This is a genomic window from Candidatus Methanoperedens sp., assembly GCA_027460535.1.
Classification (GTDB): Archaea; Halobacteriota; Methanosarcinia; order Methanosarcinales; family Methanoperedenaceae; genus Methanoperedens.
Map to the genome: position 1 here is coordinate 65,592 of JAPZAR010000036.1, position 26,499 is coordinate 92,090.

The window sequence follows — 26,499 nt, forward strand, 5'->3', positions numbered from 1 at the left end:
AATCCAATCTAGGAACAAATGAAAGATACTATCATCTCACTATTACGGAAAAACAGGGATAATGAGTTTTTGAAGAATAAAATCGAAATGAAGTGTAAATGCGGCTATCTGGAAAAAATCATGTATTTCGACCTTTTATCTGGCGGGGAATTCAATATCGGGCAGCCTGCTTCAATTATCAGTCCATTCATATCTGAATCTGTTTACGATGAAACCATCATCGTAACACCTATCCAATTATCAAGAGAATGTCCATCTTGCGGTGGGGTAATAATTACTATGTTCCCGACATCCCTGGAGGATCTCATTGCGATCTTGAAGCTGCAGCCACCTGATCCTAACATGTATGGATGAAGCAATGGAGACTATCGAGGCCATAAAAACGCGCCGAAGCGTGCGTGAATTTACAGATGAAAAAGTAGATGATAAGACCATAGAAAAGATCATAGATGCCGGAAGGTGGGCCCCGTCAGGTTTGAACAATCAGGCGTGGAGGTTCATAATAGTCCAGAATCCTGATACGAAAGAGGCCCTTTCCGGACTCACTCATTATGGTGTGATAATCAAGAATGCCCCTGTACTGATAGTGGTTTTTCTGGACTCCGAACATCTATATGACCGAACAAAAGATGTCCAGTCCATCGGGGCATGTATCCAGAATATGCTTCTCGCCATTCATTCGCTCGGTCTGGGTGGTGTCTGGCTTGGCGAGATACTGAAGAAAAAAGAGATGGTGAACAAAATTCTTGAAGCACCTGGCGATAAGAATTGATGGCAGTTCTGGCCTTCGGCCATCCTGTTAAGAAACCGCGGGTTTCAGAAAGAAAAGATATCCCTGAGATTTTTTACCGCGAAAAATTCGAAGGCTGCAGATAGTTTAAATATCCATTTGCCGAGCAATTTTTGCCATCCCTTCCTATTAATGATAATGATAGATGATTATCATAATAATAACACATATATAAATAAGGGTTAATATTATATACTATGTGGTCAATGTTTATTTGTTAACGAATAATCCAAATAATTTTGGTCGTTAATAATAGGAGGAATAAAATGATAGTGTCACCTTATTGCAGGAAACATGATATGGCAATAAGACTCCTGACTCAATCACATTGTGAAGAGCGCCAAGGGGAAAATTGTGAAAGTGGCCAATGTGAGCACTTCGGGATGCGGTTTTATTCGAAGGATGGATTTTAAAGGACGTTTGAAAATCGTCCGGATGTGATGCGGTATGAACATACTTGACGTTACGGAAGAGCATATTTTTCGCACATTAGGCAGGGGCAGGGATCCTGGCTATAAGCCCGTAGATAGGGCCAAACTGATAAGAAAGGCTGAGCCTTTCGATTTTGCCAGGCTGTTGCGATAACCCGAGGCTTTTGTCTCTGATCAAAATATTGACCATATCGACCATAATCTTTATATCCGATGATGGTTATGTATGATTTTGGCAAAACTATAAATGGAGAGAACATGACAACAAGCCTGAATTTCTTCAAACAATATCATAGCACTGTGATAAAAGCGCTGGGAGAAGATGCCAAGAAAGTAAATGCAAAAGTCGGTTCGATAATGGCGGACAAATGGGCAGATAATGCAGGGAAAATCAATAGCAACGCCGAGTTTGCACAGAGTTTCGAGGATTATCTTAAAAATCAGCTTGAATTCGCAAGGTACGTTAAGGTCGACTGCGATGAAAAGAACTATTCTCTCGATATCAAAGGATGTGCCATATGCCACGGGAACGAGATCTTGAGAAAGGAAGGTTTGGCAACAGCATGCCCTATTGTGCAGGCTGCCAAGTACGCAGCGGTCAAGAAGATCGGGAGGAATGTATTGACGAAAGGTGTGGAAAAACCGGGTCCGGTTGGCGAGTGCACAATCAGGTTTGAATTGGAATAAGAATTCAGTTCAATCCAGACCTTATTTTGTTTACTGCAATTCATAGGATCATGAATTCATATTTTGCCAAAAAAGATATCTTTTAATTAAAATTTTCATAAAATAAAAATTTATTGGAGCGAAATCTTTTTATCGAACCACAAACATGGAACAACAAAAAAAGCTGGCACACACAATTGTATTTGATTGCTTATAAGGAGGTAATTTATGGCAGGCCAAATGGGCGGACAGCAGATTTTAATTTTGAAACAAGGAACGGAGAGAACACGCGGAGAAGAGGCAGTACGAAGTAATATAATGGCTGCGAGGGCAGTCGCAGAAGCTGTAAGGACAACTCTTGGTCCTAAGGGCATGGACAAGATGCTGACTGACTCGGCAGGACTTGTAACCATCACCAATGATGGAGCCACTATTCTCGATGAGATGAATATTAAACACCCGGCTGCAAAAATAGTTGCAGAGGTGGCGAAGACACAGGACGATGAAGTCGGGGACGGAACAACCACGGCCGCTGTGCTTACCGGGGAACTACTCAAAGGAGCACAGGTGCTTATGGAAAAGGGTATCCATCCAACGACCATAGTTGCCGGATACACCCTTGCATCGCATAAGGCTAAAGAGATCTTATCGGAGATATCAGTTGATGCGAACGACGGGCATCTGCGTAAGATCGCCCAGACGGCTCTGACAGGAAAGGGGGTTGAATTTTCAAGAGAAAAACTTTCTGACCTCGTGGTCAGAGCAGTGAAGTCTATTGTCAAACAGGAAAACGGCAAGAGGACAGTAAACATCAAGGACATCTCCATTGAAAGACGCGGTGAAGGGAGTGTGGAGGACAGCGAGCTTGTGCCTGGTATCATCCTGGATAAGACCAAAACCCATCAGAGCATGCCGGCGCGTATAGAGAACGCAAAGATAGCGATCCTGGCAACGCCAATAGAGGTCCGTAAAGCCGAGACAAAATCCGAGATAGCCATCGAAGCTCCGGGACAGACACGGATGTTCCTGGAACAGGAAGAAAGGCAGGTCCGTGAAGCAGCCGATAAGGTTATCAAAAGCGGCGCTAATGCAGTATTCTGCCAGAAAGGGGTGGATGACCTTGCACGCTACTTCCTTGCCAAGGCGGGTGTTTTTGTGACCCACAGGGTCAAGAAGAACGATCTTTCAAAATTGTCACGGGCCACAGGCGGGAAGATCATTACGAGCCTGGATGAGATAACTCCGGAGGCTCTTGGAGAGGCGGGACTTGTCGAAGAGAAGATGGTCGGGAACGGCGAAATGATATTCATCACAGAATGCAAGAATCCTGATACTTATTCTATCTTACTGCGTGGTGGAACCGAACACGTTGTAACAAGCCTTAACAGGGCAATGCACGATGCACTGCGGGTCGTGGGTGTGACTATTGAAGACGGGAAACTGGTAGCAGGCGGCGGCTCTCCCGAGATGGAACTGGCGCTGCACCTTCGCGAGTATGCCTCCACGCTTGAAGGAAGGGAACAGATCGCGGTGAATAAATTCGCGGATGCAATGGAGATCATCCCCAAGACCCTTGCGGAAAACTCAGGGCTGGATGCCATAGACATGCTCACAGAACTTCGAAACCAGCATATGAAAGGCAACAGGAACGTTGGCCTCGATGTTTATGAGGGCAAACCCATTGATATGCTGGAAGCTGGCGTCATCGAGCCGCTTCGAGTGAAAACTCAGGCGATCACTTCGGCGACAGAAGCCGCTTCTATGATACTGCGCATCGATGATGTGATGGCATCTGCAAAAGATGAACGCCCGAAGAAAAAACCCGATCTGAGCGATATTGAATAAATATCGCTTCAATTTTCTCAGGAATTTCAGGCGGTTTTCAGCCTTATTTCCCGTAAGGTTTCATATATTGGTCCTTTCGGTGTAAGGGTACTTTTTTTCAGACTTAAAGAATCCACTTTCATCGTTCCGAGGTCCACTTCTCCAAGTTTTTTTATTTTTTCAAGGATCTCCGATTTTTCACCCGGAAATTTTACACGCGCAAGTGTCGCATGCGCACTGAAATTCCTGTCCTTTTCGAATTTGAATGGGAAAAGCACGCGTTCTACTTCTTTATGCAATAAGTCAAAATTGCCTTCTGTACCCAGCCAGATGACCTTTATATAACTGGGCTTCGGGAAAACACCTATACCTTTTATCCTTGCCTCGAAGGGCTCACAATTGATCCCTGATAGAGCAGAAACGATAGGTTCGACTCTGTCTTCAGATATATCCCCCAGGAATTTCAAAGTTATATGTACCAGCTTTGGTTCTACCAGTTTGATACTTGGAGCTTTCAGGATGGACTCTATTTTCTCTATATCCGGGATTAACCTTTCAGGCAATTCCACAGCGATAAACGTGCGTGTCATATTTTTTATATAGACACCTTGTTTGCTTAAAAATTGTTCCAAAAACCTTTATTTCTTATCTGAATAAGGTTGTAAAAAAGCGTGGTTCTGGGGGTTATTGCTGGTGCGGATGCCCCTAATTCTTACATAGGCTGGGATATGTTAGGTGTATTTAACCCCAGGCATCGCATTTTTGAGCGGGGTAATAACCATTGTACTGTTCGTTTTCAGATCTAAACCTATATCGGCAAACAAATTCAATATGGCTCAGAGTGATTAGGAAACTAAAATGAAAAAGATGTTGTATATTGGCGCTTTGGTAGTATTGTTATTAAGCGGATGTATCGGAAATAGACCAGAAACACAAGCTCCTGAAATACATAGAAACTTCTCGGTAGAGTTGGTGGATTCCAATAAAATGCCAGTGGAGAATGCAGAGGTTTACGTTGTCGAGCATAAAGATCAGTTTACTCCGAATAGCACAATAGTAAAGCTGATTACTGATGCCAAAGGAAAAGCCGAAATTGAGACTGTATGGAGCACTTATTTGTTTAGCTGGGACAATGTTCCTGGAATAGACAACAGCAGACTCCTGCGGGTGCTGCATAATGATTTCATTACCGAGGGCGGGGATCTGGAGAATGTGACAATCATCAAAATAGATGATGGAAACACCCTCCAGGTCTTTAGCGGGGGGAAATCAGTCGAGATACAGCTCAACAAAGACAAGAAAGGAGCAGTGCTGAAAAGTAGCAGCTCTCCAGGACTAACCTCTGCTCTAGAAATAAAACAAGAAAACGGTAAGCTTAACATATACATGAGTGCTATCTATTATTCTTATTTTGCAGAGAAAAGAGGTTATTTTCCAAGCGTCGGGGATGGTGGAAGTTCAGAAAATGAAATAAAAGTTACGGCAGAGCTAGGTGGGCCTCTTGATGGGTCACATCTTGGTTATTATTTGCCTCAAGGGATAATAAAAATAACACCCGGACAGAAAGCCACTTTTCCTGTTGAACTCATTTCGCATAACGGATTTGAAGGCTTTGTAGAACTTAGCAGGGATAAAAGTTTACCCAAAGAGTTTCAGGTAGGCATGGAAGGCGATGGGTTATGGATTTCCAAAGAAGAAACGCGAACTGCAGACTTTTATATAAATGTCCCGCAGGATTATGAATTTCTTAGCCAAACAAATACAATTTCAGGAGATATTGTACTCAATGTTAATAGTACATCAACTCCAAATGAAACGCTTCCTATTCCAGTTATGCTATTGTTCGAAAAGAAATAAGCAACCTTATCCTCTCCCCGCAATGCTCTTCGAAATACTGAAAGCTCCATAACAATTTTGTCAAGCAACATACGGAAGCTCCGCACGGTTCTGCCATATTACCCACCAAATTCGTTTAATCTTGTCTGACCAAAGAGTATGAGATTTCTCCCCTCAGAGTTTATCATTATGAGTTTTTTACAGTGTTCAATGCTTATGGTATATCCTTCCTCCACTAATCGCTCAATGCAAAGCTGTAGATGGCGAGAGTTGATACGATGGTTCATGGTTTTCTCCTTTGTTCATGAATAATAATCTGGTTAGGTCAGCAATAGTAAAAGCTATAGGATAGCGGGGTGAAACTATTCATGAATCTAACAGGTTCATAGATAAATATGAAAAATTGCATTTGTTCATACGAAGTAATAAAATGCTACTTTCATTAATCTGCTCATGCAATCGTATTATAGACAAAAAAGCTTATATCATCGATATTACAAATATACTAATGGGTAAAGGGGGGTGACTTATCCTATCCATATAAAGACTATTTTTCCCCTTACCCTTTTAAGATTCGTCTTGTTTCATGATATATATGCGATAATATTTATACAATAAAATTTTTATCTTAATCTATGTGCATGTCATCACTTTTTCCCTGTCATCCCCCTCGGCTTTAAACCTCCCCGGCTTATTTTTCATTTACCATTCATTCATTTTTGAAGGTTCTGTAAAACCGCACTGCTTCCGCTGGAAGATTGGATGCTTAAGATTAATACATATCAAATTTTCTCTGACCAGGTTTCATCAGGGATAATCTTGGGATGTGTATTTCTTAATAGCGCTTTAGCTAATTGCTGGCAGATGAATTTTTCTTGAATTCCACGTCAGGGTGCCATGGATTTAAGAAAACCCATCCCTGCTGAATATTAGAATATATTTTGTGATGTGTTGAACTTTTCATGGTGAACTCGGTGGCGTCATATTTAAGATAACAAGGGTTATTTGAGTGATATCAGAGTACGCGTTTCTATCTCAAGATGCAACCACGTGAAAAACGATGATAACTGTAGTGGAAATATTTCGACAAATTATTGAATTGGAAATGTCCGCCAGGCTATGGAGGACAGTATAATGTTCACTGACTTTTTTATTAGAAATCTGGATTCGGTCTTCTTTATTTATGGATTTGCGTTTACGATCCTTGGGATTATCATCTTCGTGCAGCTCAGGGTTACCAAACAGAGCAAATTTAGATTGCTTGATATTTTATGGCTTTTGGCCTGGTTTGGGTTCATTCACGGAATAAGCGAATTCATCGATATGTTCATGCTCATTAAAGGGAACCTTCTTTTCCTAAGAATTCTTGGTGCCTTGGTTTTGTTTATTTCTTTCTTATTTCTCTTCTTATTCGGTTATCGGATGATTAATATCGGCGAGAGAAAGAGACTCGGGTCTTGGTTTCCATTTACAATCGCCCTTTTATTTTTTGGACTGCCAGCAGTATTTGGAGCAACATCTTTTGATAACTGGAATATTTCATCAAGATACTTTTTGGGTTTTCCAGGTGCGATTTTAAGTGCTATTGGATTTGTTTTATATTATAAAAGTGAAGCTAAGAAATTAGGAGAAGCCAAAGTTAAAAAATATTTTATTCTTATCGCTTTATTATTTGGGCTTTATGCGATATTTGGAGGGTGGGTAGTCCCCCAAGCGAATTTTTATCCAGCTTCGGCGATAAACAACGCATGGTTTACTTCCTCGTTTGGCATTCCTGTTCAAATTTTCCGTGCTATGATTGCGGTGGGAATTGCCTGGTCTCTCTGGAATATAGTGAACATTTTCAATGTAGAAGAGACTGTCGAGCATAGGCGTGTGAACGAGGAGCTTCGAGAAAGCGAGGAACGCTACCGCAAACTTGTAGAGTTGTCTCCGGATGCAATATCAATTCACAGCGAGGGCAAGATTGTATTTATCAATGCTGCCGGTGCGAAACTTCTTGGTGCTGCAAATCCTGAACAATTGATTGGAAAACCAGTGATGGATTTCGTTCATCCTGATTATCGGGATATCGCCAGGGAGCGAATCCAATTGATGGGAGAGGAAGGGAAGAACGTATCTCCTGCTGAACAAAAGTTCATCAAACTTGACGGGTCAGTTATAGATGTAGAGGTGATAGCAATGCCTTTCACCTATCAGGGTAAGTCCGGGATACAGGTAATCATCCGCGATATTACAGAGCATAAGATGGCGGAGGAGGCATTGATACAATCTGAAGAAAAATATCGCATGTTAATAGATAACATTCAGGATGGCGTGTTCATTATACAGGGTGATAAGATCCAATTTGCCAATGAAGCATTTGCCAAAGTGGTTGGATACACGGTGCAAGAAGTTATAGGAAAGGACTTTAGAGAACTTGTTGCACCGGAGGATTTGAAGATAGTTGCAGATCATTATCATCGAAGGCAGGCGGGAGAGGATATCCCTCGTGAATATGAATTCCATATGCTGCACAAGGACGGGAGAAACAGAATGCTTGTCAATATGAACGTTGGACTTATCACTTTTCGCGGCGGGATGGCAAGTATGGGGACAGTGAAGGATATAACGGAAAAGAAAAAACTTGAGTCGCAGTTACTCCGAGCGCAGCGGATGGACAGCATAGGAACGCTCGCCAGCGGCATAGCACACGACATCAACAATGTGCTGACACCAATAATGCTGTCACAGGAACTATTACAAGAAAAATTCACAGATGAAGAAAGCCATAGATTGCTTAATGCAATCGAGAGGAGTACACAACGCGGAGCTAGTTTGATGAAACAGGTTATGTCATATGCAAGAGGCGTTGAGGGTGAACGCAATGCGCTTCAAATAGCGCACCTTATATCGGAGATAAGGCAGATAGCAAAAGAGACTTTCCCAAGAAATATTGAAATCAGAACTGATATACCTAAAGACCTGTGGAATATCTCTGGAGATGCCACACAGTTGCATCAGGTTTTAATGAACCTCTGCGTGAATGCACGTGATGCGATGCCAGACGGCGGAATACTTCGCATATCTGCTGAAAATCTATTCATTGATGAAGATTACGCTCATATCAATAATGATGCCAAAGTCGGTCCATACATTGTAGTCACAGTATCTGATACAGGAACTGGAATTTCTCCCGGCATATTGGATAGGATTTTTGAGCCATTTTTTACGACAAAGGAACATGGAAAAGGCACAGGACTAGGTCTTTCTACAGCACTTGGGATTATGAAAAGTCATGGTGGGTTTATAACAGTATATAGCGAGATTGGAAAAGGAAGTGTATTTAAAGTTTATTTGCCTGCTATTACAACAACTGAAACACTGAAAGCGCAGCAGCATCAACATGAACTGCCGGTGGGTCATGGAGAGTCAATTCTTGTTGTTGATGATGAAGACCAGATTCTTGAGTTAACCAGAAAAACATTGGAAACACATGGATATAGAGTAATCACAGCCAATAATGGAGAAGAGGCGATTGCATTGTACAAACAAAATAGAGAAATAATAAAACTTGTTCTTATGGATATGATGATGCCGGTAATGGAGGGTCAGGAAAGCATTAGAATAATAAGCGGAGTCAATCCTGAAGTCAAAATCATCGCAGTTAGTGGATTGGCAGAGAAGGATAAACTTAAAAAAATCGCCGAGGCTCATGTAAATGCCTTTTTACCAAAGCCTTACACTGCCGAGAAATTATTGAAAACTATACATGAAGTTATAGGTGCAAAACATGGTGCCGGTGAGCATGTCTAATTAAAACAGAAGAAACGAGATGATGAATAGGAAAATCCATTTATCTGATACGCAGATCAAAATATTAGTTGTAGATGATGAGAAAGTTATAGTAAATACATTGAGGATGTCTCTTGAATCAGATAACTACAAAGTTGTCGAAGCATACACTGGTGACGGAGCGATAGAGAAAGCACGCAGCGAAGCTCCTGATTTAATCTTATTGGATATCATGCTTAGAGACATGACTGGCTATGAGGTATGTAACAGGATTAGAAAAGATCCATTGACCCGATCAATTCCAATTATTATGCTGACAGGGATGGGTGAAATAGGAAGAATGGCAGGCATGGAATTAGGGGCAGATGAATATATTACAAAGCCATTTAATCTAAATGAACTTAAATCGAAAATTCGTACTGTTCTGCGGCGTTAGGCGGTCTGGATAAGGATATATTGAAATTAGCTAATCCTGTGAAACGGGTCGTCCACAGCATTGGTACACCTTATAGTTATTCTTGATTCTTTCATCAAATTTTTTTTCTGTAAAAAATCACCATCCACCTCGATCAACATTTAATAATTATTTGACTCGGACTCATCTAAAATATTCGTGCATCGATTAATCTTTAATACAAGCCATGCGTACTATTTAGGGTATGAAAAAACTTCTGGCTCTCATGATACTTCTTTTTCTCATTTCAGGCTGTGTGAAAACAAAACCCAATGTCACCGATAACAGGTCTGAAGTTCCCGCACCCAACATTACAGCGGTCAATAATAAATCAGAGGCCCCCCCGGTTGTGGATATTGCAAAGAACGACCTTGCCAAAAGACTCAATATCTCTATCGATCAGGTCCAGGTCGTCAAAATTGAAAATGTTGACTGGCCGGATACAAGCCTCGGATACCCCCAAAAAGGAATGATGTATGCGCAGGTCATAACCCCGGGATTCAGGATAATCCTGAAAGTTGGCGATAGGTTATACGAGTACCACAGCGATAACAGGCGGGTCGTAGGACCGGGTTCCTAATAACTGATGTATTTCCCGGTATTTTTGAGGTGCCTGCCAATCAGCAGCCCTGCAAGCACACCGCTTAAATGGGCACTGCGAGCGATCGCGTCTCCCGAACCTATGAACAGCAGGTCAAGCAGGGCAAAAAATATCAGTGAATATGTTATTTTCATCGGGATGAAATAGACGTATATTTCCATATGCGGGGCCAGGACTGTAAGGCATGCAAATATCCCAAATAGCGCTCCGGATGCCCCGATTGCGGGAGCAGAAGAATCCAGGACAAGAACGGACCATAGCGAATAGCCAATACCTGCCACAATGCCGGAAAGGAAAAAGACCATCAAGAACCTGTTGCTTCCAATCCTGCGCTCAAGTTCAGGCCCGAGGAAAAATAAAAACATCATGTTGAATAGGATATGTATCGGACCTGAGTGCAGAAAGATATGCGTCACGAGAGTCCATGGACGTGTTAGAACTTCTTGAGGAAAAAGAGCCAGATCCAGAGTATACGATGGGATAAGATATTGCAGGATGAATGATATCGCAACCACTATCAGGATAGTCAGCGAATAATTGCTTTTCATTACTGATAATGCACCCATCAAAGGGCTGTAAAATGGCTTTCTGTATTTCTTTACATTGGCGGCGGGTTTATACGGGAACTTCCCGCTCTCACGGACCTTTTCTTTGTAGGCGGCAAGTCCCTGGCAATCATGGGATTCGGGCAATCGGTGATTATAACAATATGACCTGCCGCAGAACTTGCATGTGAAGGGCATGGGGTCCCTGAAACCACAATAATCACATTCTTTTGCCATGGTACCTGAAATTTTATGTCCTTATATCAGCCCGGGATAATAATAGGTTTGGATACTGTCTCTTTTTCAAATTTGCCTTGAAAGAAGACAAATACTTCTATTTCTTTTCCCTTTTCAAACTCCCTCATTTTTTTATCATACATTTGCTGGCTGTGCCTGAGAGAATGTTCTTTGAAAAGGTCTCTAATTGAATTCATGAATCTCAGTTTTTGCTCCAGGAACGCTATTTCATATTTTTTTACGTCTTTTACAATATTTTCGCTTGTTTCATCGTTCATATCACTATAATAAAAACCATGCTGGTTCAAACCGGCTATATGTCTCCAATCAATATTTCCCTTTTCATCCGCCTCCCTGTGAAGCGTGTATGGATATATCCTGCAGATAAGCGGCCTTATGTCATAATGTTCGCAACGCCCCCCGGTGTAGAATATACAATGTCCTCGTGATTTGTTCTTAAGGGCATAGCCCATGACATAGAATCTTCCCTTGTTATCGCAAAATTCATAATAAGGCGCGGGGCGAAGGAAGTCCTTGCCAGCATGTTCGATGATCCTTTCCGCATCCTCATCAAGGAGAAAAACATGATCATTGAATTCACTGGTGCAGCATTTGCCACAGCTATTGCATTCAAATCCTACCTCACGGATTATTTCAATGAAATGGTCTTCCGGGAAGGAAATTATATCTTTTATTTCCCTCTCGATGTCGTTCGTTTTTATGTTTTCTGGAGTCAAGTCGATTAAACAGTTCTTATTCCCTTGTGAAATATAACAATATGCTCAATGCTATGAACTCAAGTGCATCAGGGATTACCACATACACTGGATTATATCCCAGAAGATTCACTATTATCGGGTACACCTGCGGGGGAGGAGGACTGCCGATAATCAAAAGCAAGAGGATAGCCCGGGAAAAGCTCTGGAGCAGGAGCGCTATGGTGAAAATAATAAGCCCCAGAGTAAAATTAGATTTGATCTTGCTGTAAATCTCAAGGTAAGAAACAAAGAGCACAAGAAGTAAAACGATATTACCTGCCGTGATATAATAAGCAACCTCTGTTATCTGAATAAAATTTCCTCCTTCCTATTTATTCTTACTCTGCATATCAATTTTTTCCCAAATGTCATTGAACTCATTTAAATTGGCCTCCATAGCTTTGGAAATAAAATACATTGCGCCGTATTTGTCTCCTTCCATCGTTATCACTCCATTTTTAATAAGAACATCCAGATGGTGCCTGATTGTCTTATAATCCATATTCAAAACCTCAGCTAACTGGTTTGCATTATACGGCCTGTCAATAAGATATTTCAGGATCAATGCGCGGGTCTGTCCTCCGCGCGTTCCTGCAATCAGATACCACAGTAGCTTTTTCAGAGATTCTCCTCCTACCCTGCAATTCAGGATAGATAACCAACCTAATTATTATAACTTATGGTAAAAAATTTATGCAGGCCCCCCATAACCCCGGACCTTGAAGTCGGCACAATAATCTTTGGCAATCTCTTTACATTTTCCAATATCCACCACCGGCAGATTTACCACTGTGAACCGAAGTTCCATCCCCGCTTTCGAGACGTCCCGGGCAAATTCAAGCATTTTTTTGTATGAGTTCTTGAACTTTGGATCGCAAAGCTGGTTATATGTATCTTCATCATGCGCATTCAGGCTTATGGATACAATTTTCATACCTGCTTCTGCCAGTTCCCTTGCCACCTTTCTATCAGGGTACAAAAGTTTGGCATGGCCGATAGTATCAAGCCGGGTTTTCATACCCCGCGTCGTGAGCCATTTTGTAATCTCGAGAACCTCGTTCAAGCGCGCCAGAGGTTCCCCAAGCCCGGTGAACACCACTTCATTGTATTTTGAAAGGTCGCTCATCGAGAGTTCATTTATTATTTCAGAAAGTGCTGGTTCTTTTGACAGGCGCAGGTTGTATCCGTATACTCCATCAGAATGGCGTTTTATGCAAAAAACACATTCTGCGGTACATCTGTTAGTAATGTTGAGATACAGGTTCCCGTGTGCTTCGTAGATAATAATGTCTTTTCTGTCCATTTCCTTTGTTAATAATAAGTTTCATAGCACATATTACTTTTCGTCATCATGTAATAATCTCGCATCCTTCGGGGTGTACTATCACCGTGTGTTCTGCCTGGGCTACAATTTCGTTGCTTTTTTCAATAAGCTCATGATATTCCCGAAGCCCTCTCAGGTCTTCCATCCTTATACCTGGAATCCAGCGGCGCGAAAAAGGAAGGCATCCAATGCTTTTTCTCAGTTCAGCACTCACTTTTGTCCTTCCCGTTAGTGCAAAAATGTGGGATTTTCCGTATCTTATATCTCCTTTGCCATATGTGGCAAAAGGTTCAATCGCAAATACCATGTCCTTTTTCATTTTCTGGCTGAAGACGCTCCCATAATTCGGAACAGTGATACCTGAGTGCAGGTCATATCGCTCCAGGCTGTGCCCCGTCAGATCCCTGATCGGGTTGAAACCGTATCTCTTGATCGTGCTTTCAATTATCTTCCCGATCGTTCTTGTCTGGATACCGTCCTTAGTGGATGTAATGGCATTCCCAAGCGCCTCTTCGCAGGCTTTTATCAGACAGCAGTGCTTATCTGTCCCTATCTCGATAGTGCTTGCTGTATCCGCGATATACCCTTCGATATGAACACCAACGTCTATTTTTACAACATCACCTTTTTTGAAGCATGGTGCGCCGTCTTCGGGTGTGTAATGTGATGCAATCTCATTGACAGAAATATTGCAGGGGAATGCAGGTTTTCCCCCCAGCTCTCTTATCCTGTTCTCGGCAAATTCGGCGATCTCAATAAGCGGAACATCTGCTCTTACCCTGGAAATGGCTTCGTTCCTCGCACTTGCGGCTATTTTTCCTGCTTCGATATAGTATTCATGGATAGTTTCGTTCATCTGTCCGTAGCAACTAATGCTGCACCCGCCAATATAAATGCCCCCCCGATTACCTCTGGAAATGCAAGCCTTTCATTAAGAATAAGAACTGATAATACAATAGCACTTACTGGCTCTATCAACCCGAGGATGCTCGCACTTGCAGCTCTCACTTTCGCCAATCCGTTAAAATAAAGTGAAACGGCAAGTATGGTCGGGAATATAGCTAAAAGTATGAGAAAAATTACGTTGGAGGAAAAGACATCCATTGGTACAAGACCCGATGGGAGGAGGACGAGCGCGGCTACCAGGAAACTCCAGAAAGCCTGGGTGTAACCTGAATATGTGGAGCTGATGAACTTTGAGGTCATTATCTGGAAGCCATAAGCTATGCCAGAAAGTATGCCTGCTATTATCCCGATGGATTGCAGCGAGAAATCAGGTTTTTCAGGGCCAACAATGAACAGGATGCCTGCGATGGATAGAAGAAGGGCTATCAACCCTTTCTTAGTTGCCCTTTCCTTCAAAAGCAGTGGCGAAAGTACCGTAACATATACAGGCGCTGTATATAAAAGTAGAACTGCAATAGAGACCGATGCATTCAATATGGCCTCGAAATACGTAAGCATGGTTGCTGCCTGAAGAATACTGAACATGACCAGATAGGATTTCTTATTTTTAAGGTGTACTCTATAAAGATTTCCTGAAATCAATAATACAGCGAACAGTATTATGAATGCAATGGTCACCCTGTAAAAAATAATGCTCTGGGCTGACATTCCAATGATCATTTTCCCAAATATTCCTGCAAGTCCCCAGAGTATAGCTGCTGCAATTATCTCCCCGTAGCCTGCAAAGATATTCCGGATTTGCGCTGGGTTCATGCGGTTCTGAAGATTCTATTAGGCAAAATAGGTTTCTTTTTTAGAACTGCAGCCGAATGCAGGTTTCCGGCATCAGCGACTATCACTGACTTTCTATTTATACAGTTCGCTCATTTTTCCGGATAATTCCGGATGACGGTTCATGCCAACGCTTTCATGAATCTCTCTTTGATCTCGTGCGCCGACAGGGGGATTTCCTTGCATTTCATGTTTACAGGCTTCACTATCACATGAACAAAACCTGCTTTGCGCTGCAACGCCTCTCTCAATTCCTCAATGGTATGCACTTTGACGGTATCTCCTATCCCGCTTGCCTTTGCGAGAAATTCGAGATCAATCTGCCTGAAGGTTGCCGTTTCCTGGTTTCCCGTGGAGCCGTATGCTGCATTATCTATGGCAACCACAGTCATGTTTTCGGAAGCGCAGGCGCCGATAGCTGTCAGAGCGTTCGGATTCATAAGGAGACTCCCATCTCCATCGATCACATACACATGCCTTTTCTGCACAATGGAAAGACCGAGACCTATGGAAGACACCAAACCCATCGAACCGAGCATATAGAAATTAAACTTCCTGTCCCTGATCTCAAATAATTCCTTTGAAGGGATGCCGAGGTTCGCGACAATGATATCATCATTAACCAGTGAGGTAATTACCTTAATTGCCTCATATCTTGTCATTGCAGGTTTCCTTATTTCCGACCTTAACCTCAATTCCGTTGTTCGGGGGGTTATCTCAAGAGGCTCAGACACTTCACACATGGAGCCTTCCCATACTGCAGGTGAAACCAATATGACATGAGGTCTTGAATTGTCAAAAGAATCCCTGATCGCAGTATCGATCTCATCCAGTTCATCCTGGGTATTTAAGATCGTATATTTTATATCTGCGGCATCCAGGATTGCAGGAAGCCTTTTACCGAACTGCCATTGGGCTTCGATCGATTCTCTGTAAACGCCGCGCCAGCTTGCCAGCACTGGTAAAGGTATCCCGTATGTCAAATTGAGGGATTCCAGGGCATTTATCATATTGCCTATCCCTGTGCTCTGGATCACCATAACAGGTCTTCCGCCCCCCAGGTATATGCCTGCGCATATTCCCACACCGTTCTCTTCTCGGGTCAAAGGAAGCGTTGTCATATTTTTGCCGATCTGAGGGAGAAGGGCTTTGATCCTATCGCACGGAAGCGTAGCTGCAAAATTTATCCTGTTCTTTTTCAGGATTTCAACGACTTTGCTCTCCGGACTTATCATTATACGGCCAATACTTTTCTGTGGATTATCTCTTCAAGCGGCACGATCGCATTTTCGGCACATGCCGCCGGCTCTATTTTGTGCAGGGAATAATCCATTTCGAGTCGCTTCACGCCTCCCCCCGTTATGTTCAGACAAATGTGTTCCTCTGCGTCTACTTTATGGCTATTCACCGCTTCCATAAGGGATGCAACCGCAACTGCGGCCGGAGGGAATATGTCTATCCCTTCAAACCGCTCGAATAACCTCTGTGCGTCTTTTGTATCATTATTTGAGATTCCGTACATCGTTCCGTCGGTGGAACACAGCGCATCGTAGACACCGCCCGGAACAGAATACGGCGGTTCTCTGTTGGATAGTATGTCGGCGTACATCTTATGAATGAGCTCCTTGGGATTAGGCATGTCAAGGTCCTTAATGATCTCGCGTCTTTTTGCATTCCATGCATGGAACATGGGCGCAAAAGGCAGGTTCTGCGAAAGGTGGAGCTGCGGCAGTCTTTTTCCGAACCTTCCATCTTCAAGCAAGCGCATCGACGCTTCCCATGACGCAATGCCGCCCGTCCCACTCCCTATGGCCTGGAAATAATGATCGGGCATCCGCCTCATGTATAATGAGGCGTCCAGCATCACGGTTCCCATTCCATCCCTCCGCGCCACGTTCCTTGCCCCCCCTTCCGCCATCATGCCAGGAAGGGATGAGAGGCGCTCTGCAAGGTGAATGGAATCAGTATAATCGCAGTTCTTTCCCATCTGGATAATATGAATTGAATCTGTAGGCTCCTCGGGAAGCCATAGCCTTGGCACTCCGCTTGCCGGCACAACGATATAAACTTTTACGCCTGTCAGCGCGGATACGTGGGCAAAGGCACGCGCGGTGTTCCCGGCTGACGCCAGGACAAGAGATTTGCCTGAATTCTTGATCTTCTGGATGGTGGGAAAGGCTTCCAGTTCCTTGAAACTGCAGGTTTTGATAAAAGCCCCATTTTCTGGCCAGTAGCCGTTAAAAGATACGTATAAATTATTCAATCCCAATTCTGCCGCAAGTTCAGTGCTTTTGTATGTGATCGGTCCGGAATCTGAAGTGATGATTTCATTTACGGGCAGCCAGTCATGGAACTTTCCCATCCCTGGAACATCCTTCAGCATGATCTGGCGATTGCTGTACTTTGTCCGCAAAAGGGCATTGTCGGTAGTGCACTTCAGCCGGTCGTCAAAATAAATGCCCGAACAGCCTGTGCATTCAAGATGGAATTTGGGATTCTTAGATATCGAAATAGATGATTGCGAGCTGGAAACCCTTTTGCCGCATGCATATTCGCTTTCTGTCATAATTAATAGGTTTAATTTAGTTGACTATTTATGTCTTTCCGTTTAAAGTGTAATTTTTTCCTGAATTAGACACTAAAACAATTCCAATATACTTTTGTCCAATAGTGCATAAGAACAATAAATGGTCGAATCTTTCGTTTCTCTGTGAAGTGGCTGCCACAGAACAGTACTCGGGCTTTCTCAAACAGGCCGACCGGGGTATTTTTTGAGCCTGCCGATCGTTCTCCGTCCCTCTTCATTAACTGGCAGGATATAAAAAAGATAATCATCCAGCGGGAAGAAAAAACCTGACTGGCAAGGAACCTGTGTTTACCCGCTGATTACGATACAATAAAGGGAAGAGCTTACAGATGGCGGTTCCTCTGTCGTGCCTGTCACTATTCTCTCATCCGGATAGGCAAGCCTCTCGCAAACGGAGATTTTCCTCGAAAGCCCCCGGGATTTCATAACATCTGCGATCTCTTTCACCCCGAAGTCCCGGCCCGGTAGAATGAACAGTTTTCTCCCTTCCCTAAGCTGTTCGACGATTCGTTTTTCCACAATAATGCTTTCGCCTGAATGGGCTGTGATCACGGAAAGATTGTCCATATCCAGACACAGGCGGGAGCATGCCAGCTGCAGCGATGATATCCCCGGGATCACTTCGTCGTATTTTTTTGCGAATTTACCAAGACCTGAGAGCATAGGATCGCCTGTTGAAAGCACGACTGCATTTTCAGGGAGTGAATCCAATTTATAATCAGTGATCTCATGAGTCTCACATTTTTTATGCTCTCTTGCGAGCTCTATCGCTCTCTTTGATCCGAATATTATTTCAGCGCTTTCAATTGCAGATATTGCTTCCTCAGTAAGGAGATTCGGGCCAGCCCCTACGCCTACTATTTTCATTTTCGCTCACCACTGTCCCGAAGTATTGTTCCATCCCTGTTCAAAAGCACGACCCTTTTGCCCGATAACTTCACAGCCTCCGCAAGAGCGCTGTCGATGAGAGCATTTTTTGGATTATCTTCGATCATATCCGCAATCGTCCTGTACCCGCTGTTTTTCAACAGATCCCGGGACGCCCATTTGAGGATCAAGCCAGGGAGTCCCACGATAATCACTTCTCCCTTTGCCGCTCTTAATCCCCTGGTAATATCACTCCCGATAAGTATCACATCGTAATCCGGGAAAAGCAAATGGGAGAAACGCATGCCAAGGCGCCCCGTTGTGAACACTATCCTGTCCGAGCGCCTAATGAGTTCTTCTTTCATTTCACCCAGATGCTCATTCCATGGTTCGACAAAGCCGGTGGTGCCAAGAATAGATATGCCGCCAATTATTCCCACTTTTTCATTGAGCGTATGTTTTGCGATCTCCTTACCCCTGGGTACTGAAATGGTGACTATAGCACCTTTCAGCCCGGTTTCAATAAGCGCCTCCTTGACCGATTCCTCTATCTGCCGCATGGGAATTGGATTGATAGCGGGTGTCTCATTTTTTCTGCCTATACCGAAGCCTGCTTTGATTATGATGTTTTCATTATCCTTTGCCTCGGCGATGATTTCCACGCCCTTTGTAGCATCGAAGGCATGGTCGCCTGAGTCTTTAATAGCAGATGCTTTTCCATCCCTGGCGTTTACAGGCATGATGGCCCGCGGACCTGCGGGTGTGGGTACCGATACTTCTGAGATCCCTTTTCTCAAGGACAATACAGCGGCTTTTGCGGCAGCAGACGCTGTAGTCCCCGTGGTATAACCCCGCCGCAGCAGCAAACCGTTTGAAAGAAGCACGTAGCGCCCGCTCGAAATCATCGAATCGAGTTCATTTGCCGGGACGTTTGCCCTCATCATCCATTCATCCGGAATATGAAAATTGTTAACAGGGTCTATCATTTTGTTTCATCTGATTAGTGTAATTATTCCTTTATAGTATATTATCTATATATATAAATTATTAATTTAACTCAACAGTATTTTGAAATTCAAATACCAGCAATGCCATTTTATTCACATAGTATATACACTTTTTTATACTTTGAAATCATAATAGTCAGCAAATGAGAAAAGATAATTATAGATTCAGGCGACCTCGCTGCTGCGGCTCCATGATGGTCTCGGCGTACTTCGGGCATGGGAGGGCAGCGCCCGGTAAAGAAAAGATAGGACTGTACTGTACCCGATGCAGGCGGTTTGAAATAGAAAGACCGATGCATCCAACTGTTGATGGCGGAATTAAGTAAATAAATATGATAAAAAGAGAAGAAAGATTGTCGTTTATATATTTACTTTGTGGGTTATTTTTTCTAATTCAAGCTGTTTTAAATATTGAGATTATACCTGTGGAATACGCCATTAAGATACTTGGAATTCCATCGAACATAGAAGGTTTTTTTTGGCTGGCAATATATTCTGTTTTGTTTAGCATGGCATCATATGTTGGAACAATGGCATACGCAAGAATATTTTCTAAAGGCAAAGAATGGGCGGCTAAAATTGCTTCTGTATATTTTGTTAACGGAATGGTAGGATTTTTTACCATTTGTATAACCATTTTCTCTTTTGGAATACTTTCGTTGTTTAAAATACTTCCAATGCAAATCTCTTTTACGCGAACCGTGTATCTTTATATGTTTTGGTTTTTTGTTTTAAAAATGCTTAACATAAGACCGGCCAATAATAAATAAATTTTAAGGATGAATTATGAAAATAGATGTTAAAAAACTTCCCAAGTCGCAAGTTGAACTGACGATTGAAATTCCGGCTGAAAAATGGAAACACTATCATGATCAGCGATAGAATGTTTGGCCGAACACGTAAAAATTCCCGGTTTCAGGCCGGGCAAAGCTGACGCTGCAACTCCTGCCAGATTTTTTTATCCCTGCCTGTTTTGCTCAATCTTTCTCTAAAAGCCCATACCGTTGTGTAATCAGGTACGGCTTCCAGAAAGCATAAAAACTTCCGAAAGGATATTCTGTCTGTGATCTGTCTTTCGAGTTCTGGGTCAGATAGACCATTCCATTCCTGTAAAACCAGGATTTTTATCATTACCACCTCATCAATGTTTGGTCGTCCACCCTGCTCGCTTTTGTTGTTACACATATCTTTCACTATCGTTCGAAAGGATTCCCAGTCAATCAATGAATCAATTTCGGCTAATTTGTCTCCTAAACGCTTTACTCTTTGGTATCTTCCTGGAATGAAAAATCAATAAACTATGCCATAGTATCTAAATATAGTTATTATGTAGTAAATGTTCCGATTTTAGCTGGTGGGTTTTTCAAAATTCTCAGTATTAATTCCGCAACCTTTAATTGGTGATTTTATAATCAGGACTTATGATCGCTGAACTGTTATCTGATTATATCACGGCATTTATCTCTTCGATCGGGTACTGGGGCGTGTTTATCCTCATGATGCTTGAGAGTGCGGCATTGCCTGTGCCTTCCGAAGTGGTGATGCCTTTTGCCGGTTACCTTTCATACCTTGGTACATTCAATCTGGTCCTCATAAGTTTTGTGGGAGCCGCGGGCTGTGCTGCAGGTTCTGTGCTTTCCTATCTCGTGGGATTGAAAGGAGGCAGACCATTTCTTGAAAGATATGGAAAATATTTTTTCTTTGAGCATAAATACTTGGATCTTGCAGAAAAATGGTTCTATAGGTACGGCGACAAAGCGGTTTTTTTCTCGCGGCTCTTACCCGTGATACGCACTTTCATATCTTTTCCTGCCGGCATCGGGAAATATAATTTCAAGAAGCTTGTCGCATTCAGCTTTATCGGCTCCCTGCCCTGGTGTTTTGCGCTGGCGTATGCAGGCTACAGGCTTGGCCCCTACTGGAAAGACATCATAAAATTTTTCAACGGTCTGGATATCGTTATAATCGTGGCTTTTGTTATATTGGCGGTCTATTTCTGGAAGTTCAAGAAATCGCTGATTTCTGATTAACAGCGAGAATGGATCAAGAACTCATTCAGATTCTTTTGAACATCTTATCCAGTTCCTGCCTGCCAAAGGACACCATTGTGGGCCTTCCGTGCGGGCATGTATAGGGGTTCTCCGTGGAAAAAAGCTGCTTGATAAGGTTCTCCATCTGTTCGGTAGAACATGATGCACCTGCCTTAATAGCGCCCCTGCATGCCATACTTTTCGTGACACGTTCAAAAAACCCGGTTTCGCCTTTTATTTTTCCTTCAGAAAGTATATCGGATATTATGTCATGTATCAGGGAAGGGTCCTCAAGCCTTCCAAGAACATCCGGGACAGCAGTGACGGCAAATGCATCAGGCCCGAACTCCGAAATCCTGAAACCGAATTCCTCAAGGAAAGGAATGCATTCTTTCATCAGTACCTTCTCCCTGGAATCCAGTTCCAGATTAATGGGAACAATAAGCTCCTGAGAATCGGCGCGCTTGGAGTCCCTAACCTGTTCAAAAAGTACTCGCTCATGGGCAGCATGCTGATCGATTATCATTAATCCGTCTTTTGTTTCTGCGATAACATAAACAGCGTCAACCTGTCCGAGAACCTTAACTTTCGGCATCTCGCCTGCCTTGATATCTTCTTCGAATGTATTCCGCTCGGTTTGTCGAAGCCTTTTTTCCGTATCTCTTGAGGGTACTCTGAATCCTGAATCAGTTTCTCTGACAGCCGTCCGGATTTCCGGGGGGATCTCATAAAATGAAGTCTGTGCTGTCGCGATATTCCCATCGGGAATGAGGTTCTGGTTTGAAAGAGCGCACCTTACGGCTTCTGTCACGGCCTCCGCGATCTCCCTTTCATGGCTCAGGCGAACCTGGTTCTTTGCTGGATGCACATTGACATCCACTTCTCCCGTATCCACGGATATTTTAAGGACCGCCATTGGAAAGCGTCCTTTTGGAATAAGTGTTCCATATCCATCCCGAAGCGCATAGCTTATCGCCCTTGAACTCACGCTCCTGTTATTGATGAAAAAAGATTGATGATCGATGCTTCCCCGCGTGACAGCAGGTTTTGATACAAAACCCGTCACCCTGGCAAACCTGGAGCTTGAATCTACAGGAAGCATCGATCTTGCGGCTTCCTGGCCGTAGATATGAATTATGGTATCATAGAGCTCTGAGGCCGGCGAGCGCAGTATTTCATTCCCGTTATGGAGAAGCGTAAAAGAGATATCGTTGTGACCAAGTGCATTTTTCGTTACAACCTCGATTATATGGGCAAGTTCTGTGCTGTCCGATTTCATATATTTTCTCCTGGCCGGTGTATTGTAAAAAAGTTCTTCGACAGTTACAACCGTGCCTTCGGCCGCACCTGTATCGTTTATTCCTATCAGTTTCCCTCCGTGAATGCTGATCTTTGTGCCTGCCAGTTCCTCTTTTGTTTTCGTGATAATTTCCACTTTTGCCACCGCTGTCATGGAGGATAGCGCTTCCCCCCGAAATCCCATTGTCATCACATTTTCAAGATCGTCAATTTTCTGTATCTTGCTCGTGGAATGTTTAACGAAAGAGAGTGCAGCATCATCCCTGCTCATCCCGCATCCGTTGTCGCTGACGCGTATCATTTTCTTTCCCCCTTTCATCACATCGATCCTGATATCTGTAGCCCCCGCGTCTATTGAATTTTCGACGAGCTCTTTGACAACCGATGCCGGTCGCTCTATTACTTCCCCGGCTGCTATCTTATTTATTGTGGCTTCATCGAGGATGTGGATTTTTCCCATGATGCAGACCGATACATTATATGATTTGCTTCATCATTGAGTTCGGAAAAAGGTACAGTAAATCAGTCCTGGTTTAAACTTAGAAACTGGGGCGGTATCTCCTCTGAAAGCACAATATTTTCCGTAGCTGACAGCATTGAAACCCCATTTTCCTGCGCCTCTTTCGCATTGATTATAATCATTACCGGGTCATCTGTGTGGATCCTTGCCACTTCCAGAGCTTTATCGATCGATGTACTGAGATGGACATATCTCTGTTTCATCGGCTTTATCCCTTTTTCAAGCAGAATATCGACTTCCTCGCGGCTTGCCCCATAATAAAGTTTGGGCAGCGCGTTTTCAGTGTAATCAAGGTCAACATCAACCGAGTGGCCGTACCTTGCCCTGATCTTCCTTCCCAATATTTCGTATCTCCCCTTTTCATCAGATTCGATTATCGAATAAAGTTTTTCCTTGTTGGACCATTTGTAACGCGTCCGCATGGCGTCACAAAGCACGTCCACATCCACCCACCCGTGCTGGTTCATAGCGAGCCCCAGGTCGTCGGGGAAATGCCTGAGTGCCCCGGAGATGAACCGCCCCAGTCGCTCGGTCTGTCCGTCATCCAGCATGAGGGTTCCGACCTCGCCGCAGTGGCATACATCTCCCCTGAAATATCCATGATTCGGGCATTTTTTAATCATTTCACTGCTTATATGAATCATCCTGTTATAAAATTTACCAACACCACAATGTTAATTTACTATACAAACAAAATAATCTCTTAAAGGATAAGGAAAAATAATGGAAATAACTTATAATGTGTTCGAAGTCATAGATGATATCGGCCCTGAGAAGACCATTTTTTTATATGAGCCAAAAACGCAGCTGGAAGCTATTGTCATTATCGATAATGTGGCAGCTGGCCCTGCTATCGGCGGGGTGCGCATGGCGCCCGATGTTACGGCAACTGAAGTACGAAGGCTTTCACGCGCAATGACGTACAAGAACGCAATGGCAAACCTTCCTCATGGGGGTGGAAAATCGGGGATAATAGCCGATCTAAAAACCGTGGATAAGGAGAAGGTGGTCAGGACATTTGCCCGCGCTATCAAAGATCTAGAGGATTACATCCCAGGGCCTGATATGGGTACTGACGAAACCAGCATGGCGTATATCCACGATGAAATCCACCGCTCGGTGGGACTTCCAAGAGAGCTTGGCGGGATACCGCTCGATGAGATCGGCACCACTGGATATGGGGTGGCGCTATGTACAGAAATGGCAAAGGATTACATCAACCTTGACCTCAATGGAGCGCGCCTGACCATTGAGGGTTTTGGAAATGTGGGAAAACCCACAGCTCGAAACCTTGCACAGAAGGGAGTAAAACTGATTGGCGTAAGCGATTCAAAAGGTACGATTTACGACCCCAAAGGACTGAATGTCGAAGAATTGATAAGGATCAAGGATTCAACCGGCTCTGTAATAAATTACAGAAAAGGGGAAGTATTGAAAACTACTGACCTCGTTACCATAAGCACCGATATCTTTGTCCCGGCGGCGAGACCTGATGTAATAACTGAAGCCAATGCCGATGTATTGGAAGCAAAATTAGTGATCGAAGGGGCCAATATCCCAATTACGGAAAATGCTGAGAGGATGCTTCATGACAGGGGCATCCTTGTCGTGCCAGATTTCGTGGCTAATGCAGGCGGGGTTATTACTGCGTCTGTCGAATATCACGGCGGGACTGAGACGCAGGCATTTGAAAGGATAAGGAGCACCATTCCAAAGAACACAAGAGAGATCCTGGACAAAGTCTATGGGGAAAAAGTATATCCACGCGATGCTGCGCTTGCCATAGCAAAACAAAGGGTTCAGCGAGCAATGAAATACAGGGAGTGAACATAGAAATGCTCTCCTCGATATTTGAGCCCTCTTCAATAGCGGTGATTGGCGCATCCAGTAATATCAATAAATGGGGGGGGAGGATACTGAAAAACCTGGCCGAGAATTTCAAAGGTCCGGTGTATCCTGTGAATCTTAACGAAGAGAAAGTGCAGGGCTTGCCATCGTATCGCTCTATTCTCGACATACCCGGTGAAGTCGGGATGGCGGTGGTTGTGGTGCCTGTCCAACATGTTATCAGTGTAGCGGAAGAGTGCGGGAAGAAAGGCGTTAAAGGGCTTGTTGTCATAACTGCAGGATTCGCGGAGACGGGAAGTGAAGGTAAGGAACTTGAAGGAAAGCTCGTGTCTGTAATAAATGATTATGGCATGAGGATGATAGGACCGAATTCGCTTGGAATCGTCAACGAGCCAATGCGCCTGAATGCAAGCATTATAGGCAGGCTGCCGCGTCCCGGTCCCATCTCTTTCATCACCCAGAGCGGAACGCTGGGCCTAGCACTTGCAGAATGGACTATCGATATGGGACTTGGGCTCTGCAAGATAATCAGCACGGGCAACAAGGCTAATGTTGATGATATCGACCTGATCGAATACCTGGATAATGATCCCTCCACTGGTGTAATAGCGATGTACATAGAGGGGATCAATCGCGGAAAGGATTTCATGGAAGCTGCCCGGCGCATAAGAAAACCCATAATCGCGATCAAGACAGGAAGATCAAAAAGGGGTTCAAAGGCCGTCTTTTCGCATACAGGTTCGATCGCGGGTTCGGATGAGATTTTCTCTGCTGCATTCAGGCAGGCAGGGATACTGCGGGTCGATACCATAGATGAGGTATTCGATGCAGCACTCGCATTCTCATGCCAGCCTCTTCCCAGAGGAAATAACGTAGCTATTGTTTCAAATGGTGGAGGCGCTGCTATCGTGGCTACGGATGAGTGCGAAAAGCATGGGATAAATATCGCCGACCTGACCGAAGAGACGAAAGAGCGAATAAAAAAAGCCATACCTGAATTTGCTTCCAGCTCAAATCCGATCGATACAGCAGGCACGTCCACATATGAGGTTTATACTGATGTCATAAAAGCGCTTCTCCTTGATCCTAATGTAGATGCCCTTATCGTTATTTATGTCCATACCCAGATGTCAAATGCAATGCCTCCGGCCGAGGCTGTGGTTGAGTTGAAGCGGAAATCCCCAAAACCGGTGATCTCATGCTGGATGGGTGGAGCGGGTACGGAGGAAGGGGTGGATATCCTGAAGAGCGGATGCCTGCCCAACTATTCTGTGCCTGAAAGAGCAGTGAAGGCACTTGCATGCCTTATCAAACATAAAGAATTCATTGATACAGTAAAAACCGATTCCTCAGGGCAGGGATAG

Annotated in this window: 27 protein-coding genes and 2 pseudogenes; 14 read left to right on the forward strand and 15 right to left on the reverse strand. The window is 43.7% G+C overall.

Features of this window, described 5'->3' with window-relative positions:
- The first annotated feature begins 18 nt into the window (after nucleotides 1-18).
- The 5 genes and pseudogenes from O8C65_15805 (at nucleotide 19) to thsA (ending at nucleotide 3,732) form a co-directional block, all read left to right on the forward strand.
- A complete protein-coding gene (locus O8C65_15805) occupies nucleotides 19-354 on the forward strand; it encodes a hypothetical protein (protein ID MCZ7358384.1) in 336 nt (111 codons plus the stop codon).
- A gap of 4 nt (nucleotides 355-358) precedes the next feature.
- Nucleotides 359-876, forward strand: a pseudogene (locus O8C65_15810) (nitroreductase family protein).
- Nucleotides 877-1,237: 361 nt separating this feature from the next.
- Nucleotides 1,238-1,375 carry a hypothetical protein gene (locus O8C65_15815; protein MCZ7358385.1) on the forward strand — a complete coding sequence of 46 codons (138 nt, stop codon included), beginning with the start codon at nucleotides 1,238-1,240 and terminating at the stop codon, nucleotides 1,373-1,375.
- A gap of 59 nt (nucleotides 1,376-1,434) precedes the next feature.
- Complete coding sequence (locus O8C65_15820; GenBank protein MCZ7358386.1) at nucleotides 1,435-1,908, forward strand: hypothetical protein; 474 nt, start codon at nucleotides 1,435-1,437, stop codon at nucleotides 1,906-1,908.
- Nucleotides 1,909-2,127: 219 nt separating this feature from the next.
- Entirely contained in the window at nucleotides 2,128-3,732 is a 1,605-nt protein-coding gene (thsA, locus tag O8C65_15825; protein ID MCZ7358387.1) for a thermosome subunit alpha, read from the forward strand.
- A gap of 26 nt (nucleotides 3,733-3,758) precedes the next feature.
- Here the strand turns inward: thsA and thpR are convergent, their stop codons facing one another.
- Entirely contained in the window at nucleotides 3,759-4,301 is a 543-nt protein-coding gene (gene thpR / locus O8C65_15830; protein MCZ7358388.1) for an RNA 2',3'-cyclic phosphodiesterase, read from the reverse strand.
- Nucleotides 4,302-4,569: 268 nt separating this feature from the next.
- Between thpR and O8C65_15835 the strand changes: the two genes are divergently transcribed.
- From O8C65_15835 to O8C65_15850, 4 genes are all read left to right on the forward strand, one after another.
- Nucleotides 4,570-5,568 (forward strand): hypothetical protein, encoded by a 999-nt coding sequence (locus O8C65_15835; protein MCZ7358389.1) that lies wholly within the window; start codon nucleotides 4,570-4,572, stop codon nucleotides 5,566-5,568.
- Between the two features lie 1,113 nt (nucleotides 5,569-6,681).
- Nucleotides 6,682-9,342, forward strand: a complete 2,661-nt coding sequence (locus tag O8C65_15840) for a PAS domain S-box protein (protein ID MCZ7358390.1) — start codon at nucleotides 6,682-6,684, stop codon at nucleotides 9,340-9,342.
- A gap of 19 nt (nucleotides 9,343-9,361) precedes the next feature.
- On the forward strand, nucleotides 9,362-9,757 hold the full coding sequence (locus O8C65_15845; GenBank protein ID MCZ7358391.1) for a response regulator: 396 nt from the start codon (nucleotides 9,362-9,364) through the stop codon (nucleotides 9,755-9,757).
- Between the two features lie 223 nt (nucleotides 9,758-9,980).
- Nucleotides 9,981-10,355, forward strand: coding sequence for a hypothetical protein (locus tag O8C65_15850; protein MCZ7358392.1), 375 nt, complete (start codon nucleotides 9,981-9,983; stop codon nucleotides 10,353-10,355).
- On the opposite strand, the gene O8C65_15855 is transcribed toward O8C65_15850, so the two are convergent.
- Together O8C65_15855 and O8C65_15860 are read right to left on the reverse strand one after the other, a co-directional pair.
- Nucleotides 10,352-11,158: a rhomboid family intramembrane serine protease gene (locus tag O8C65_15855; protein MCZ7358393.1), complete on the reverse strand. Its 807-nt coding sequence runs from the start codon at nucleotides 11,156-11,158 to the stop codon at nucleotides 10,352-10,354. The two genes, O8C65_15850 and O8C65_15855, sit on opposite strands and share 4 nt — an antisense overlap.
- A gap of 26 nt (nucleotides 11,159-11,184) precedes the next feature.
- Nucleotides 11,185-11,895, reverse strand: a complete 711-nt coding sequence (locus tag O8C65_15860; protein MCZ7358394.1) for a YkgJ family cysteine cluster protein — start codon at nucleotides 11,893-11,895, stop codon at nucleotides 11,185-11,187.
- A 53-nt stretch (nucleotides 11,896-11,948) separates the two neighbouring features.
- Here O8C65_15860 and O8C65_15865 point away from each other — a divergent pair, with 53 nt between their 5' ends.
- Nucleotides 11,949-12,146, forward strand: coding sequence for a hypothetical protein (locus O8C65_15865; protein MCZ7358395.1), 198 nt, complete (start codon nucleotides 11,949-11,951; stop codon nucleotides 12,144-12,146).
- A gap of 98 nt (nucleotides 12,147-12,244) precedes the next feature.
- Here the strand turns inward: O8C65_15865 and O8C65_15870 are convergent, their stop codons facing one another.
- The 8 genes from O8C65_15870 to O8C65_15905 form a co-directional block, all read right to left on the reverse strand.
- Nucleotides 12,245-12,481, reverse strand: a complete 237-nt coding sequence (locus O8C65_15870; GenBank protein MCZ7358396.1) for a winged helix-turn-helix domain-containing protein — start codon at nucleotides 12,479-12,481, stop codon at nucleotides 12,245-12,247.
- Between the two features lie 126 nt (nucleotides 12,482-12,607).
- Nucleotides 12,608-13,219 carry a TatD family nuclease-associated radical SAM protein gene (locus O8C65_15875; protein MCZ7358397.1) on the reverse strand — a complete coding sequence of 204 codons (612 nt, stop codon included), beginning with the start codon at nucleotides 13,217-13,219 and terminating at the stop codon, nucleotides 12,608-12,610.
- A 46-nt stretch (nucleotides 13,220-13,265) separates the two neighbouring features.
- On the reverse strand, nucleotides 13,266-14,096 hold the full coding sequence (gene map / locus O8C65_15880; GenBank protein ID MCZ7358398.1) for a type II methionyl aminopeptidase: 831 nt from the start codon (nucleotides 14,094-14,096) through the stop codon (nucleotides 13,266-13,268).
- Entirely contained in the window at nucleotides 14,093-14,959 is an 867-nt protein-coding gene (locus tag O8C65_15885; protein ID MCZ7358399.1) for a DMT family transporter, read from the reverse strand. Before O8C65_15885 ends, map begins: the two co-directional genes overlap by 4 nt.
- Before the next feature lie 140 nt (nucleotides 14,960-15,099).
- Nucleotides 15,100-16,212, reverse strand: coding sequence for a sulfopyruvate decarboxylase subunit beta (gene comE / locus O8C65_15890; protein MCZ7358400.1), 1,113 nt, complete (start codon nucleotides 16,210-16,212; stop codon nucleotides 15,100-15,102).
- Nucleotides 16,212-17,543, reverse strand: a complete 1,332-nt coding sequence (locus tag O8C65_15895; protein MCZ7358401.1) for a cysteate synthase — start codon at nucleotides 17,541-17,543, stop codon at nucleotides 16,212-16,214. The genes comE and O8C65_15895 overlap by 1 nt, the downstream gene beginning before the upstream one ends.
- A 309-nt stretch (nucleotides 17,544-17,852) precedes the next feature.
- Nucleotides 17,853-18,431 (reverse strand): cobalt-precorrin-7 (C(5))-methyltransferase, encoded by a 579-nt coding sequence (locus O8C65_15900; protein ID MCZ7358402.1) that lies wholly within the window; start codon nucleotides 18,429-18,431, stop codon nucleotides 17,853-17,855.
- A complete protein-coding gene (locus tag O8C65_15905) occupies nucleotides 18,428-19,417 on the reverse strand; it encodes a cobalt-precorrin-5B (C(1))-methyltransferase (GenBank protein ID MCZ7358403.1) in 990 nt (329 codons plus the stop codon). Before O8C65_15905 ends, O8C65_15900 begins: the two co-directional genes overlap by 4 nt.
- Before the next feature lie 164 nt (nucleotides 19,418-19,581).
- On the opposite strand from O8C65_15905, the gene O8C65_15910 reads away from it, so the two are divergent.
- On the forward strand, nucleotides 19,582-19,764 hold the full coding sequence (locus O8C65_15910; protein MCZ7358404.1) for a hypothetical protein: 183 nt from the start codon (nucleotides 19,582-19,584) through the stop codon (nucleotides 19,762-19,764).
- A gap of 68 nt (nucleotides 19,765-19,832) precedes the next feature.
- Here O8C65_15910 and O8C65_15915 read toward each other — a convergent pair whose 3' ends face one another.
- Complete coding sequence (locus tag O8C65_15915) at nucleotides 19,833-20,075, reverse strand: hypothetical protein (GenBank protein MCZ7358405.1); 243 nt, start codon at nucleotides 20,073-20,075, stop codon at nucleotides 19,833-19,835.
- Between the two features lie 290 nt (nucleotides 20,076-20,365).
- A pseudogene (locus O8C65_15920) lies at nucleotides 20,366-20,722 on the reverse strand (transposase).
- A 137-nt stretch (nucleotides 20,723-20,859) separates the two neighbouring features.
- On the opposite strand from O8C65_15920, the gene O8C65_15925 reads away from it, so the two are divergent.
- Entirely contained in the window at nucleotides 20,860-21,468 is a 609-nt protein-coding gene (locus O8C65_15925; GenBank protein ID MCZ7358406.1) for a DedA family protein, read from the forward strand.
- Nucleotides 21,469-21,493: 25 nt separating this feature from the next.
- Here the strand turns inward: O8C65_15925 and mutL are convergent, their stop codons facing one another.
- Nucleotides 21,494-23,227 carry a DNA mismatch repair endonuclease MutL gene (mutL, locus tag O8C65_15930; GenBank protein ID MCZ7358407.1) on the reverse strand — a complete coding sequence of 578 codons (1,734 nt, stop codon included), beginning with the start codon at nucleotides 23,225-23,227 and terminating at the stop codon, nucleotides 21,494-21,496.
- A 62-nt stretch (nucleotides 23,228-23,289) separates the two neighbouring features.
- Complete coding sequence (locus tag O8C65_15935; GenBank protein MCZ7358408.1) at nucleotides 23,290-23,910, reverse strand: RNA 2'-phosphotransferase; 621 nt, start codon at nucleotides 23,908-23,910, stop codon at nucleotides 23,290-23,292.
- A 100-nt stretch (nucleotides 23,911-24,010) separates the two neighbouring features.
- Here O8C65_15935 and O8C65_15940 point away from each other — a divergent pair, with 100 nt between their 5' ends.
- A complete protein-coding gene (locus tag O8C65_15940) occupies nucleotides 24,011-25,114 on the forward strand; it encodes a Glu/Leu/Phe/Val dehydrogenase (protein MCZ7358409.1) in 1,104 nt (367 codons plus the stop codon).
- Nucleotides 25,111-26,499: a CoA-binding protein gene (locus O8C65_15945; protein MCZ7358410.1), complete on the forward strand. Its 1,389-nt coding sequence runs from the start codon at nucleotides 25,111-25,113 to the stop codon at nucleotides 26,497-26,499. Before O8C65_15940 ends, O8C65_15945 begins: the two co-directional genes overlap by 4 nt.